Genomic DNA, 13,259 nt, shown 5'->3' on the forward strand with positions numbered 1-13,259 from the left:
GTCGTTGCGCTTGCGTTTAGAGCACTTCCCCTCTATATGCGCGCTCATTCCACACACGGACTTTGGTGTCTGCCCGGGAGAAATCCGGCTGAAACCTCCGGTGGCATCGAGGACTTCGTCCGAAATGCCTGTGTCCGTGGAGGCTAACCGGAAAGGAAAATGAGAATGGCTCTGCCTGATTTCAGCATGCGCCAGCTTTTGGAAGCTGGCATTCACTTCGGCCACCAGACCCACCGCTGGAACCCGAAGATGGCGCCCTACATCTACGGCGCCCGCAACAACATCCACATCATCGACCTCAGCCAAACGGTGCCGTTGCTGCACCAGGCGCTGAAGCAGGTTTCCGACACCGTCGCCAAGGGCGGCCGCGTACTGTTCGTCGGCACCAAGCGCCAGGCATCCGATATCGTCGCCGATGCGGCGCAGCGTTCGGCCCAGTACTATGTCAACTCGCGTTGGCTGGGCGGCATGCTGACCAACTGGAAGACGATCTCGAACTCGATCCAGCGCCTGCGCAAGCTCGACGAGATGCTGGCCGGCGAGGCGCAAGGGTTGACCAAGAAGGAGCGTCTCAACCTCGACCGCGAGCGCGAGAAGCTCGACAAGGCTCTCGGCGGCATCAAGGACATGGGCTCGACACCCGACCTGATGTTCGTGATCGACACCAACAAGGAAGCGATCGCGATCCTCGAGGCCAAGCGCCTTGGCATTCCGGTCGTGGCCATCATCGATTCCAACTGCGATCCGGACAAGATCGATTTCCCAATCCCGGGCAATGACGACGCCGCGCGCGCCATCCAGCTTTATTGCGACCTGATCGCGAAGGCTGCCATCGACGGCATCGCCCGCCAGCAGGGCGCGCTGGGTGTCGACATCGGCGCCTCGGTGGAAGCTCCGGTCGAGCCGGTGCTCGGCGAAACTCCGGCGGCGGAAACTCCGGAAGCGTGATAGCGAAGGCCGGTCACGGCCTTCATCTTTCTAATATTTTGACGCGTTAAACGGACGCACCGTCGAGCACCGATGGTGCGTCGGCGCATTTGAACAAAGAGGCGATAATGAGCATTTCGGCTGCACAGGTCAAAGAACTCCGCGACTTGACCGGCGCGGGCATGATGGACTGCAAGGCGGCGTTGAACGAGACCAACGGCAACATGGAAGAGGCCGTCGACTGGCTGCGCAAGAAGGGCATCTCCAAGGCCGACAAGAAGGCAGGCCGCACCGCGGCCGAGGGCCTGATCGGCGTCGATTCCGGCGTGCGCGAGGCCGCGGTCGTCGAGGTCAATTCCGAGACCGACTTCGTCGCCCGCAACGCCGCCTTCCAGGAGATCGTCGCCAAGGTCGCCAAGGTGGCGCTGGCCTATGGCACGAGCGAGGCCGTGGCTGCCGCGAAGTACCCGGGTTCGGACAAGTCGGTCACCGACACGATCAAGGATGCCGTCGGCACCATCGGCGAGAACATGGGCTTTCGCCGTTCGGCCAAGCTCACCGTTCCGCACGGCGCCGTCGCGACCTATGTTCACAACGCGGTGGCCGACGGCCTTGGCAAGCTCGGCGTCCTGGTCGCCATCGAGACCACGGGCAATGAGCACGCGGCCAATGCATTCGCCCGCCAGGTCGCCATGCATGTCGCCGCCACCAACCCGATGGCACTGACCACCGAGGAACTCGATCCCGCGGCAGTCGAGCGCGAGAAGGCGATCTTCGCCGACCAGGCGCGCCAGTCCGGAAAGCCGGAGGCGATCATCGAGAAAATGGTCGAGGGCCGCCTGCGCAAGTTCTATGAGGAAGTCGTGCTCCTGAAGCAGGCCTTCGTGCTCAATCCCGACATCACCGTCGAGAAGGCGCTGAAGGATGCCGAGAAGCAGATCGGCGCTCCGGCCAAGATCTCGGCCTATCTGCGTTTCGCGCTCGGCGAAGGCATCGAGAAGGAAGCGACCGATTTCGCGGCGGAAGTCGCGGCGGCGGTCAAGAAATAGCCCGAAGACCAAGTACGGCAGAACAACTCAGGCAACTCGGCCGGGTGTCCGCTTGGATGCCCGGCCGATTTCCTGTGCGGTGTCGATGAAGGCCCTCAGCTTCGGCGCCATCGACGCCCGGCGCGGAAAGTAAAGGAAAAGGCCGGGTTCCTCGATTGCCGTCTTTGGCAGGACCTGGACGAGGCGTCCTGCGGCAAGATCGGCGCGCACCAACGGCTCGAACACATAGGCGAGCCCGACCCCCGCAAGCGCAAGGTCGATCGCCGCCAGCGAATCGGTCACGACGGCGGTGCCACGCGTCTCGACCACAACATCCTTGCCGTTGTCGTTCAAATCCCAACGATAGAGCGCGCCGGAGCGGACAAGCCTGTAGCCTATGCAATTATGGTTCTCGAGGTCGGCCACGTCGCGTGGACGGCCGCGCTTTCCGATATAATCCGGCGAGGCGACGAGCACGGCCTTGAAGGGCTGCGTCAGCCGTATGGCGGTCATGTCTTGCGCGATCATCTCGCCCAGCCTGATGCCGGCGTCAAATCCTTCCCCGACGATATCGACCAGAGCCTGGTCGGCGAAAACCTCGACCGTCACATCCGGATAGCGATCGGCCATGGCTGCGATCACAGGCGTCACCGCCAAAGGGATCGCGATGTTGGAGGCATTGATCCTGAGCAGGCCGGAAGGCCGTCCCTTGACGCCGCGGATGCGGTCCATCCGCTCCGCGATGTCCTGAAGGGCAGGGCCCGCCGTCTCCACCAGTGCCTTGCCGGCTTCTGTCAGCGAGACGCTGCGTGTCGTGCGCGCAAACAGCGGCTGGCCGATGCGTTCTTCCACCAGCCGCACCGCATGGCTGACCGCCGACGGGCTCATGCCGAGCTCGGCCGCGGCGAGCGCGAAGCCGCCGCGTCGCGCCACGGCAACGATGACGGGCAGGTGAGTGAGCAGGTCCCGATCCATTCATGAATGATATCGCATAGTCTTTACGAACAATGCAATCTTATCGATGGCGGCGCGTTGACCCACATTGTCCCCGATACAGAGGGTGGGCTGATTTCCAGGAGACGAGACATGAACGCTTTGAAACATGTGACCTTCGCCGCAGGACTGGCGCTGGCGCCGATCGATGCCGGTGGCGCCGAACCGGCCGGATGGCAGGTGCTTGCCGACGAGCGCGCGCTCATCCGCATCGCCGATGCCATCGACCGCGCGGTCGATGCACAGGACTGGAAGCTTGCCCGCAGCTATTTCGCGGATCGGGTTACCGCGGATTTCAGCAGCCTGTCCGGACAGCCGGCTGCCAACATTGCCTCCGACGACCTCATCGGCGCCTGGGCCGGCAACCTCAGGGGCAGCAAGACCAGCCTGCATCTGCGCACCAATCACCAGGTCGTTCTCGAAGCGGACACGGCGACCGTCCTATCGAACGGCTATGCCTGGAACCGGATGGAAGGCAATGGCGACCCGCTTTGGGAAGTCTGGGGCACATATGAGCACCACCTGACCCGCTCCGGCGCGGGTTGGAAGGTCGACGGCTTCACCTTCCGCGTGACCCATGAGCGCGGCAATCCCTGGGTCAAGACGACACCCGGCCAATAACCCAACATCAAACTCGATCGGAGAATATCATGACCATGAACTACTACACGCTTGGCAACAGCGGCTTGCGCGTTAGCCGGTTGGCGCTGGGCACCATGACCTTCGGCACCGAATTGGGCTGGGGCACTGACAGGGATACAGCCCACGCAATCTTCGACGAATATGTCGAGGCGGGCGGCAATTTCTTCGACACGGCCGATCTCTATACCGGCGGCACCGCCGAGACCTGGCTCGGCGAATTCGTCGCCGAGCGCGGATTGCGCGACAAGGCGGTGATCGCCACTAAATTCACCTTCAATTCAGAATCGGGCAATCCGAACGCCGGCGGCAATGGCCGCAAGAACATAATGCGCGCCGTGGACGCCTCTCTGAAGCGGCTCGGAACCGACTATATCGACCTCTATCTCATGCATGTGTGGGACAGGCTGACGCCGGCCGAGGAGGTGCTGCGCACGCTGGACGACCTGGTGCGCGCGGGCAAGGTGCGCCACGTCGGCCTTTCCGATGTGCCGGCCTGGTATGTGGGGCGGGCGCAGGCAATCGCAGAATTGCGCGGCTATGAGCCGATCTCGGCCCTGCAGCTCGAATATTCGCTGGCCGAACGCTCGATCGAGCATGAGTTCGTGCCTTTCGCCACGCATCATGGCGCCGGCGTCATGGTTTGGAGCCCGCTGGCCAGCGGCCTGCTCAGCGGCAAATATCGCCCGACGCAAGCCGGCAATGCCGGCCGGCTCGACGGTTTCCGCAACACCACGCATCCGAGCTTCCGGAAATTCAGCGACCGCAATTGGGCGATCGTGGCCGAGCTCGAAAAGGTGGCCGCCGAACTCGGCCGCAGCATGGCCCAGGTGGCGCTCAACTGGGTGGCAACGCAGCCCGGCGTCGCAACCGTCATTCTCGGCGCGACCAAGCTCGCGCAACTGCAGGACAACCTCGCGGCGCTGGATTTTTCGATTGCCCCCGAACTCCGCAAGCGGCTGGATTCGGTGAGCAGCATGCCGGCGCCATTCCCGCATTCCTATTTCGGGCCCGAGATCCAGGTCAGGGTGGCCGGCGGTGTCGTGACCGGCGACAAGCCCTCCGGCTATTCGCCGCAGGTTCTGGTGGAAGGCGAGGCGGTCAACATCAGCAGCAACTGATCGAAAAAGCCTGGGGTTTTGCGCAAGGGCGCGGCGTGACATCGCCGCGCCCTTCGTGTATCGGGTCGAACCATCATGCCAGCGCCGCCAGGCGAAGCGGGGCAGTTTCGCCTCCTGATTTGCCGCGCCGAGATTTTCGAGGACCAGATGACGGTGAAGCCCCTCTACCGACGTGTCTTGCTGAAAGCGTCTGGTGAAGCGTTGATGGGCGAACAGCATTTCGGCATCGACGTTTCGGTCGTCGACCGCATCGCCGGCGACATCGCCGAAGCCCGCGCGCTCGGCATCGAGGTCGGCGTCGTCATCGGCGGCGGCAATATCTTTCGCGGTGTGGCGGTTGCCTCCAAGGGTGGCGACCGCGTCACCGGCGACCATATGGGCATGCTTGCCACCGTCATCAATTCGCTGGCGCTGCGCACCTCGCTGAACAAGATCGGCGTCGATGCGGTGGTTCTTTCCGCGATCGCCATGCCTGAGCTTTGCGAGAGCTTTTCGCAACGCCAGGCAACCGCCTACATGAACCAAGACAAGGTGGTGATCTTTGCCGGTGGCACAGGCAATCCGTTCTTCACCACTGATTCGGCCGCGGCACTTCGCGCCGCTGAAATCGGCGCCGACGCGCTGTTCAAGGGCACACAGGTCGACGGCGTCTATTCTGCCGACCCGAAGAAGGACCCGAACGCGACGCGTTTCGAGCGCATAAGCCATGCCGAAGTCATAAATCGCGGCCTTTCCATCATGGATACGGCTGCGATTGCACTTGCGCGCGAAAACAACATTCCGATAATCGTCTATTCGATCCACGAAAAAGGTGGTTTCGGCGATATTCTGAGGGGCGGCGGCCGCTGCACGGTCGTCGCGGACGATTGATCGGGGGCCTGATCGCGGAAAAGGCGAAACCGGAATTCGAAATCAGGCTCGAACACGGGGTCTTGCCCCGAAAGCAGTGAACCCGCGTCAGACGGGTCGAGGAGACTAAGATGAGTGGTGAGTACGACGATCTCAAGCGGCGCATGGATGGGGCAATCGCCGCGTTCAAGCATGACCTGGCTTCGCTGCGGACCGGTCGCGCTTCCAGCAACCTGCTCGACGCTATCCAGGTGCAGGCCTATGGCACCAGCATGCCGATCAACCAGGTGGCCAATGTCACGGTCCCTGAGCCGCGCATGATTTCGGTGTCGGTCTGGGACAAGTCGATGGTGGGCGCGGTCGATCGCGCCATCCGCGAATCCAATCTGGGGTTCAACCCGATCGTGGACGGCACCAATCTCAGGATTCCGCTTCCGGAACTCAACGAGCAGCGCCGCAAGGAACTCGTCAAGATCTCGCATGGCTACGCCGAGAACGCCCGTGTCGCCGCGCGCCATGTGCGCCGCGACGGCATGGATTTCCTGAAGAAGGCGGAGAAGGACGGCGTTATCAGCGAAGACGATCAGCGCAAGCGCTCCGACCAGGTCCAGAAGCTTACCGACGAAACGATCAGCACCATCGACCACCTGCTTTCCGACAAGGAAGCTGAAATCATGCAGGTTTAGGGTCTGGCCGGCGGCTGGCCCGAAAGCGAGATCATGGCAACGCCCGCGCATGTCGCGATCATCATGGATGGAAACGGACGCTGGGCCAAGGCGCGCGGCATGCCGCGGCTCGCCGGCCATCGCGCGGGCGTAGAGGCACTGCGCAAGACGGTGCGCGCTGCGCCCGATCTCGGCATTTCGTACCTGACTGTCTATGCCTTCTCTTCGGAAAACTGGTCGCGGCCGAAATCCGAAGTCAGCGACCTGATGGGTCTGTTGAAGCTGTTCATTCGCCGCGATCTCGCCGAACTTCACCGCAGCGGCGTGCGCGTCAGGATCGTCGGCGACCGGGCAGGGCTGCAGCCCGATATCAGGCTCCTGCTCGAAGAAGCCGAAGCGCTGACGTCGGCCAATGAGGCGCTGACGCTGATCATCGCCTTCAACTATGGCGGACGCGACGAGATCGTGCGCACAGCGCGCAAGCTTGCCTCGGCCGTCGCGCGCGGCGAGCTCGACAGCGAGGCGATCACCGCCGAATCCTTTGCCGGCTGCCTCGACACACAAGGCATTCCCGATCCCGAACTGGTCATACGCACCAGCGGTGAGCTTCGCCTTTCCAATTTTCTTCTGTGGCAGGCTGCCTATAGCGAGCTTGTTTTCCTGCCTTGCTATTGGCCCGACTTCAGCCGTGAGCACCTCGCCGAGGCCTTGCGCGAGTTCGCCGGGCGCGAACGTCGTTTCGGCGGACTGGGCCCGCAGGACGTCGCTTCGCGACCGGCCGCGGGATGAGCAATCTCCAGCTTCGCGTCCTTTCGGCGGTCGTGCTTGCCATCGCGACGCTTGGCCTGACCTGGCTCGGCGGCCTGCCGTTCCGGCTGCTTTCAGCCGCGATTTCGGCGGTGATCTTCTATGAATGGACGCGCATGTCCCGCCCCTCCGGGACAACCGGGCTGGGTTTTTTGCCGGAAGCGCTGCTGCTGGTGTTCCTCGGTGCCATGATCGCCGGCCTACCGGCCTTGTGGCTGCTGCTGCTGATGGCTGCACTGGTCGCCGTCACGGCCATTGCCGCCCAACTGCGCGGGACCGGGCAGTGGGATGCCTCCGGCCTTGCCTATGCAGCCGTCTCGGGTCTTTCCCTTGCGCTTCTGCGTGACGGCGACCATTCCGGCCTCGTCGCCATCCTGTTCCTGTTCGCGGTGGTCTGGGCGACCGACATCTTTGCCTATTTCGTCGGCCGGGCCGTCGGTGGCCCGAGGCTGGCGCCGTCCATCTCTCCCGGCAAGACGCGGAGTGGCGCGCTCGGCGGCGCCGTGGGCGGGGTCGTTGCGGGGCTCATCCTGGCCGCCGCCGCCGGTGCGGGCAACCTGCCAATGCTCGGTCTCGTCGCGCTCGCGCTTTCAATCGTCTCCCAGGCTGGCGACCTCCTGGAATCCTGGGTCAAGCGCCGCCACGGCCGCAAGGATTCGGGCGCGCTCATTCCGGGCCATGGCGGCGTCATGGACCGTGTCGACGGGCTTGTCGCGGCGGCTTTCGCCCTATACGTCATCGGCTGGATTTCGGCGGGCGCCGATCAGCCGGCACAGGGGCTGTTTCCCATTTGAACGGCATCGTTCCACGATCGATGCGGGCGCGCCTTGGATTCGCCTGGATTGATGTCACAGTCGCGGCGCAACGATGTCGCGGAAGAACTGAGGATTTGAGTTGAACGAGATTCTTCACGCGATCTTCGGCATGGAAGGCTTCCTTCTCGGCACGCTTGTGCCCTTTCTGTTCGTGCTGACCGTGGTCGTGTTCGTCCACGAAATGGGCCACTATCTCGTCGGCCGCTGGTGCGGCATCGGCGTCAGGGCCTTTTCGATCGGTTTCGGCCCGGAACTCTTCGGCTTCAACGACAGGCACGGTACGCGCTGGAAGCTCTGCGCCATACCGCTTGGCGGCTATGTCAAATTTGTCGGCGACATGAACGCCACGTCCAGCCAGCCGACGACGGAAGAGATCGAAACGCTGACCGACGAGGAACGCAAGGTCGCCTTTCACACGCAGCCGATCTGGAAGCGGGCGGCGACCGTGGTGGCCGGGCCGCTGTTCAATTTCCTGCTGACGATCGTCGTCTTTTCGGTGCTGTTTTCAGCCTATGGGCGCTATGTCGCGGAACCCATGGTGGCCGAGGTGACCGCCGACAGCCCGGCGGCGAAGGCCGGCATCCTGCCCGGCGACCGATTCGTCAGCGTCGACGGCAGCAAGATCGAAACCTTCGGTGACGTCCAACGCCTGGTTTCGGGCCGGGCCGGCGACAGCATCACCTTCGTCATGCTGCGCGACGGCAAGGAAGTGACCGTGACCGCCACGCCGCAGTTGATGGAGCAGCAGGACGCGCTCGGCAACAAGGTCAAGGTGGCCGTGATCGGCGTCGTCAATAACCAGGAACTCGGCCAGCCCAGGCTGATCACCTACAGCCCCACCGGCGCGTTGACCGCGGCGGTGGAGGAAACCGGTCACGTCATCCAGCGCACCGGCCAGTTCCTGCAGCGCTTCGTCGTTGGGCGCGAGGACAAGTGCCAGCTCGGCGGCCCGGTGAAGATCGCGGACATGGCCGGCAAGGCGGCGAAGCTCGGCTTCGAATGGCTCGTGCAGCTCGTCGCGCTGCTGTCCGTAGGCATCGGCATCCTCAATCTTTTGCCGATTCCCCCCCTCGACGGCGGCCATCTCCTGTTCTACGGGGTGGAGGCCGTCATCCGCCGGCCGGTGTCGGAACGGATGATGGAAATGGCCTATCGGGCCGGTCTGCTTCTGGTTTTGGGCTTCATGGGTTTCGTGTTCTGGAACGATCTGTTTGGATGCTGAAATCATGAAGAAATTTGGCTTCGGCATGGTCGATGTTGAGACGCCGTTTACCATGCACGGGGATATGAGTGACGCGAAAGCCACGCACCAGGGTTAAGTAAATACAAATTAACCAGAAGCCTTGCGTGTAGGGAAAATCCGGTTAATACGGTACGGGAAATTACCGCACGTCCGGTTTTCTCGCCGTGGGGACTACGAGAAAAGGTTATTAAGCCCGATGAAGGCAGCATCCAAGTTTTTGAGCGCCGCTTCCGCGGCAGCCCTGTCCGCGGCTTTGGTCGTGCCAGGTGCGCTCGCAGTGCAGTTCGTTGCCACATCGGCGGCCGAAGCCGCTGTCGTCAGCAGGGTGGAGGTGAGCGGCAACCAACGTGTCGACGCCGATACCATCCGCAATTACATCACCATCAAGCCGGGCAAATCCTTCTCCAGCTCCGACATCGACAGCGCGGTCAAGGCGCTGTTCGGAACCGGGTTGTTCTCGGATGTGCAGATCAATCAGGTCGGTTCGACGCTGGTGGTCAAGGTTTCCGAGTACCAGGTCGTCAACCAGGTGTTGTTCCAGGGCAACAAGAAGCTCAAGGACAACGCGCTTGCGGCTGCCGTGCAGTTGAAGCCTCGCGGCACGTTCTCGCAGGCGGCGCTCGACGCCGATGTAGAGTCGGTCAAGGCCGCCTACAGGCGTATCGGCCGTGACGATGCCGCCGTAACCACCGAGGTCATGCAGCTCGGCGACAACCGCGTGAACGTGGTCTTCCATGTCAATGAAGGTGATCGCACGCAGATCGCGGCGATCAATTTCGTCGGCAACAGCGCCTATTCGAGCCGCCGCCTGTCAGATGTGATCACGACCAAGCGCTCGTCCTGGGTTTCGTTCATCCTGCGCGACGACGTCTATGACGACGACAAGCTGCGCGCCGACCAGGAGCTGCTGCGGCGCTTCTACTACAATCACGGCTATGCCGACTTCCAGGTCGTATCCGCTGTCGGCGAACTCGACAACGCGACCAACAAGTACACGGTCACCATAACCGTCCAGGAAGGCGAGCGTTATACGTTCGGCGACATCAGCGTCGAAAGCACGATTCCGGAAGTCGACTCGAAGGCGCTTGAATCGGTGGTCGAGACCCATAAGGGCGACGTCTACAACGCCAAGAACGTCGAGGACACCATCATTGCCCTGACCGAGAAGGTGGCCGGCTCCGGCTACGCCTTCGCGCAGGTGACGCCGCGTGGCGACCGCAATTTCGAGAATCATACGATTTCGGTGGTCTACACCATCGACCAGGGCACCAAGGCCTATGTCGAGCGTATCGAGATCCGCGGCAACGACCGCACACGCGACTATGTCATCCGCCGCGAGTTCGACGTCAGCGAAGGCGACGCGTTCAACCAGGTGCTGATCCAGCGCGCGAAGAAGCGGCTGGAAGATCTCAATTACTTTGACAAAGTCGAGGTTTCGACGGTGCCCGGTTCGGCGCCGGACCAGGTCGTGTTGGTGGTCGACGTGGTCGAGAAGTCGACCGGCGAATTCTCTGTCGGTGCCGGCTATTCGACCGGTGGGGACACCGCCGGTCCGTCCGTCGAAGGATCGATTACCGAACGCAACTTCCTCGGCCGCGGCCAGTTCATCAAGGTGTCGGCGGGTGGCGGCAAGAACTCGCGCGATTACAGCCTTTCGTTCACCGAGCCCTATTTCCTCGGGCGCCGTATCGCCGCCGGCTTCGATATCTACAAGCGGACCCGCGAATACGACGATTACGACAGCGATACGTTGGGCGCGACGGTGCGCTTCGGCCTGCCGATCACCGACAGCATCTCGACCCAGCTGGCCTACAATATCTCCCGGGAGAAGTATGAAGTAGACGATGGTTGCGGTCCCACCGATCCTCCAAATCCTCCCAGCGGCACCTGTGACATTTCCCGAGCCGTGTTGGATGGCATCGAGCAAAGCCCGTGGATCAAGTCGTCGGTCAGCCTGGGACTGGTCTACAACACCATCGACGACATGAAGAACCCGCATGAGGGTATCTATGCCACCACGACCGTGGAAGTGGCCGGCCTCGGTGGTGATGCAAAGTTCGTAAAGGTGACGGGACGCGGCAGCGTCTATCAGACGCTGTCCGAGCAACTCGACCTGGTTGGCCTTCTTTCGGGCGGTGCCGGCCATGTCGAGGGCTACGGCGGCGACGGCGATCTGCGCATCTTCGATCACTTCCAGAGCACCGACCGCATGATCCGCGGCTTCGCTTATGGTGGTATCGGCCCAGTCGATAGCGACGATGCGGGTGACCACCTTGGTGGCACCACTTATTTCAACGCGTCGGCAGAGGCTCAATTCCCGCTGCCGGTCGTTCCAGAAAGCTTCGGTCTGCGCGGAGCGGTCTTTGCAGACGCAGCAACTCTCTATGGCAGCAAGGTTGCCAATGATTTGGTTGACCAATCATCCGTGGGCATGAAATGGCGCGCCTCGGTCGGTGTCGGCCTGATGTGGGCTTCGCCGTTCGGCCCGATCCGTATCGACTATGCGATCCCGGTCAAGAAAGAAGCGAGGGATGACGTGCAGGAATTCAACTTCGGCATATCGACCCGCTTCTGATCGGCGGATAACGATGCTCCCGGGTCGTTGAGATCCGGGAGAAAATGTTCCGACCTAGCTGGATATAGCTTCTGGAATGACCGATCCGGTGTTCTTCGCGCCATCACGCCGGTATACGGCGGGCGAAGTCGCGAATCTGACCGGCTCGGTGCTTGTCGATTCCGGCCAGTCCGGCGTTTTCATCGACGCGCTGGCGCCTGCCAACGAAGGCGGCGAGAATGCGCTCGTTTTCGTTGATGGCAAACGCAATTCCGTGCTGATGCCGTCGCTGCGGGCGGCCGCTGTGCTGTGCCCGGCGGAGTTCGCTGGCAAGGCGCCAGCCGCCATCGCCGTCCTTGTACATCCCCGTCCGCAACAGGCATTCGCGCTGGTCGGACGACTGCTGTTTCCGACAGCGGCGACACCGGGGCCGATGACCGGTGAAACCGGCATCTCGCCGCATGCCCATGTCGATCCGAGCGCACATGTCGAGGAAGGTGCTGTCGTCGAAGCCGGGGCGGTGATCGGTCCGGCAGTGTCCATTGGCGCCGGCACCGTCATCGCGCCTCATGCCGTCATCGGCCGTTCCTGCCAGATCGGGCGGGACGGCTATATCGGCCCGGGCGCCAGCGTCCAGTATGCCTTGATCGGCAACCGCGTCATCATCCATGGCGGTGCCCGGATCGGCCAGGACGGCTTTGGCTTCGTTGCCGGTGCCAAGGGACCGGAACGTGTTCCGCAGATCGGCCGCGTTATCATCCAGGACGACGTCGAGATCGGTTCCAATTCCACCGTCGACCGCGGCGCCATGTCCGACACGATCATTGGCCAAGGCACCAAGATCGACAATCTCGTGCAGATCGCGCATAACGTCCGCATTGGCCGCAACTGCATCGTGGCCGGGCTTTCGGGTATCTCCGGTTCCGTCGTCGTGGGCGACAATGTCACCATGGGCGGCGGCGTCGGGCTCGCGGATCACCTGACTATCGGGTCGGGAGCGAAGCTTGCCGCGAGAAGCGGATTCATGAGCAATGTGCCCGCGGGCGAGATCTGGGGCGGCTATCCGGCACAGCCGATGGCGGAAGCCATGCGCGAGATAGCCATGCTGCGCAAGCTCGCCAGGACCCGCAAACAGGGCGAGGGGAGCAATGGCTGACATCACCGGGACGACGCTGGAAGCAGTCGACATATTGGGACTGATGAAGCTCCTGCCACATCGCTATCCGTTCCTGATGATCGACCGCATCGTCGACATCGATGGCGACGCATCCGCCACCGGCATCAAGAACGTGACCATAAACGAGCCGCATTTTCAGGGTCATTTCCCCGAGCAGCCGGTCATGCCGGGCGTGCTCATCGTCGAGGCGATGGCACAGACTGCCGGGGCCATCTGCATCCGCAGTCTTCGCACTGAAAAGCCGTCGCTGGTCTATTTCCTGACCATCGACAACGCCAAGTTCCGCAAACCGGTCGTTCCCGGCGATCAGTTAAAGATCCATGTGAAGAAAATCAAAAAACGCGGCAACCTGCTCAAATTCGCCTGTGAAGCCCTGGTCGACGGCAACAAGGCCGCCGAGGCCGAGATTTCAGCCATGATGGTCACCGGCGACTGACAAAT

General features: G+C 62.5%; 13 protein-coding genes. 12 read left to right on the plus strand and 1 reads right to left on the minus strand.

Translation table 11 applies throughout. The annotated features are described in order from the left end of the window. Positions 1–165 precede the first annotated feature (165 nt). Both rpsB and tsf read left to right on the plus strand, forming a co-directional pair. The gene (rpsB, locus tag LB532_RS22405; protein ID WP_140498708.1) at positions 166–948 is read left to right on the plus strand and encodes a 30S ribosomal protein S2; all 783 of its coding nucleotides are present in this window, start codon (positions 166–168) and stop codon (positions 946–948) included. A gap of 107 nt (positions 949–1,055) precedes the next feature. Beyond that, positions 1,056–1,976 (plus strand): translation elongation factor Ts, encoded by a 921-nt coding sequence (tsf, locus tag LB532_RS22410; RefSeq protein WP_224557195.1) that lies wholly within the window; start codon positions 1,056–1,058, stop codon positions 1,974–1,976. 27 nt (positions 1,977–2,003) lie between these two features. Here the strand turns inward: tsf and LB532_RS22415 are convergent, their stop codons facing one another. Further along, positions 2,004–2,930, minus strand: coding sequence for a LysR family transcriptional regulator (locus LB532_RS22415; protein ID WP_140638189.1), 927 nt, complete (start codon positions 2,928–2,930; stop codon positions 2,004–2,006). A 111-nt stretch (positions 2,931–3,041) separates the two neighbouring features. Between LB532_RS22415 and LB532_RS22420 the strand changes: the two genes are divergently transcribed. From LB532_RS22420 to fabZ, 10 genes are all read left to right on the plus strand, one after another. Then, positions 3,042–3,569 carry a nuclear transport factor 2 family protein gene (locus LB532_RS22420; protein ID WP_140638188.1) on the plus strand — a complete coding sequence of 176 codons (528 nt, stop codon included), beginning with the start codon at positions 3,042–3,044 and terminating at the stop codon, positions 3,567–3,569. Between the two features lie 29 nt (positions 3,570–3,598). Then, positions 3,599–4,708, plus strand: coding sequence for an aldo/keto reductase (locus tag LB532_RS22425; RefSeq protein ID WP_140638187.1), 1,110 nt, complete (start codon positions 3,599–3,601; stop codon positions 4,706–4,708). A gap of 147 nt (positions 4,709–4,855) precedes the next feature. Further along, positions 4,856–5,578, plus strand: coding sequence for a UMP kinase (pyrH, locus tag LB532_RS22430; protein WP_140638322.1), 723 nt, complete (start codon positions 4,856–4,858; stop codon positions 5,576–5,578). 110 nt (positions 5,579–5,688) lie between these two features. Then, positions 5,689–6,243, plus strand: coding sequence for a ribosome recycling factor (gene frr, locus LB532_RS22435; protein ID WP_140498698.1), 555 nt, complete (start codon positions 5,689–5,691; stop codon positions 6,241–6,243). A 33-nt stretch (positions 6,244–6,276) separates the two neighbouring features. Next, complete coding sequence (locus LB532_RS22440) at positions 6,277–7,011, plus strand: isoprenyl transferase (protein ID WP_140638186.1); 735 nt, start codon at positions 6,277–6,279, stop codon at positions 7,009–7,011. Further along, complete coding sequence (locus LB532_RS22445) at positions 7,008–7,823, plus strand: phosphatidate cytidylyltransferase (protein ID WP_140638185.1); 816 nt, start codon at positions 7,008–7,010, stop codon at positions 7,821–7,823. The genes LB532_RS22440 and LB532_RS22445 overlap by 4 nt, the downstream gene beginning before the upstream one ends. Positions 7,824–7,923: 100 nt before the next feature. Continuing rightward, on the plus strand, positions 7,924–9,066 hold the full coding sequence (gene rseP, locus LB532_RS22450; protein WP_140638184.1) for an RIP metalloprotease RseP: 1,143 nt from the start codon (positions 7,924–7,926) through the stop codon (positions 9,064–9,066). Between the two features lie 217 nt (positions 9,067–9,283). After that, positions 9,284–11,662 (plus strand): outer membrane protein assembly factor BamA, encoded by a 2,379-nt coding sequence (gene bamA, locus LB532_RS22455; RefSeq protein ID WP_140638183.1) that lies wholly within the window; start codon positions 9,284–9,286, stop codon positions 11,660–11,662. A 76-nt stretch (positions 11,663–11,738) separates the two neighbouring features. After that, on the plus strand, positions 11,739–12,797 hold the full coding sequence (gene lpxD, locus LB532_RS22460) for a UDP-3-O-(3-hydroxymyristoyl)glucosamine N-acyltransferase (RefSeq protein WP_140548367.1): 1,059 nt from the start codon (positions 11,739–11,741) through the stop codon (positions 12,795–12,797). After that, the gene (gene fabZ, locus LB532_RS22465; protein WP_140638182.1) at positions 12,790–13,254 is read left to right on the plus strand and encodes a 3-hydroxyacyl-ACP dehydratase FabZ; all 465 of its coding nucleotides are present in this window, start codon (positions 12,790–12,792) and stop codon (positions 13,252–13,254) included. Before lpxD ends, fabZ begins: the two co-directional genes overlap by 8 nt. The last annotated feature ends 5 nt before the right edge of the window (positions 13,255–13,259 follow it).

It is taken from the genome of Mesorhizobium sp. ESP-6-2 (genome assembly GCF_020164675.1).
Lineage (GTDB): Bacteria > Pseudomonadota > Alphaproteobacteria > Rhizobiales > Rhizobiaceae > Mesorhizobium.

Bases quoted from the DNA above. Each gene is read 5' to 3' on its own strand.
- rpsB (WP_140498708.1), top strand. From the start codon at position 166: ATGGCTCTGCCTGATTTCAGCATGCGCCAGCTTTTGGAAGCTGGCATT.
- tsf (WP_224557195.1), top strand. From the start codon at position 1,056: ATGAGCATTTCGGCTGCACAGGTCAAAGAACTCCGCGACTTGACCGGC.
- lpxD (WP_140548367.1), top strand. From the start codon at position 11,739: ATGACCGATCCGGTGTTCTTCGCGCCATCACGCCGGTATACGGCGGGC.
- LB532_RS22425 (WP_140638187.1), top strand. From the start codon at position 3,599: ATGACCATGAACTACTACACGCTTGGCAACAGCGGCTTGCGCGTTAGC.
- LB532_RS22415 (WP_140638189.1), bottom strand. From the start codon at position 2,930: ATGGATCGGGACCTGCTCACTCACCTGCCCGTCATCGTTGCCGTGGCG.
- pyrH (WP_140638322.1), top strand. From the start codon at position 4,856: ATGACGGTGAAGCCCCTCTACCGACGTGTCTTGCTGAAAGCGTCTGGT.
- LB532_RS22420 (WP_140638188.1), top strand. From the start codon at position 3,042: ATGAACGCTTTGAAACATGTGACCTTCGCCGCAGGACTGGCGCTGGCG.
- frr (WP_140498698.1), top strand. From the start codon at position 5,689: ATGAGTGGTGAGTACGACGATCTCAAGCGGCGCATGGATGGGGCAATC.
- fabZ (WP_140638182.1), top strand. From the start codon at position 12,790: ATGGCTGACATCACCGGGACGACGCTGGAAGCAGTCGACATATTGGGA.
- LB532_RS22440 (WP_140638186.1), top strand. From the start codon at position 6,277: ATGGCAACGCCCGCGCATGTCGCGATCATCATGGATGGAAACGGACGC.
- LB532_RS22445 (WP_140638185.1), top strand. From the start codon at position 7,008: ATGAGCAATCTCCAGCTTCGCGTCCTTTCGGCGGTCGTGCTTGCCATC.
- bamA (WP_140638183.1), top strand. From the start codon at position 9,284: ATGAAGGCAGCATCCAAGTTTTTGAGCGCCGCTTCCGCGGCAGCCCTG.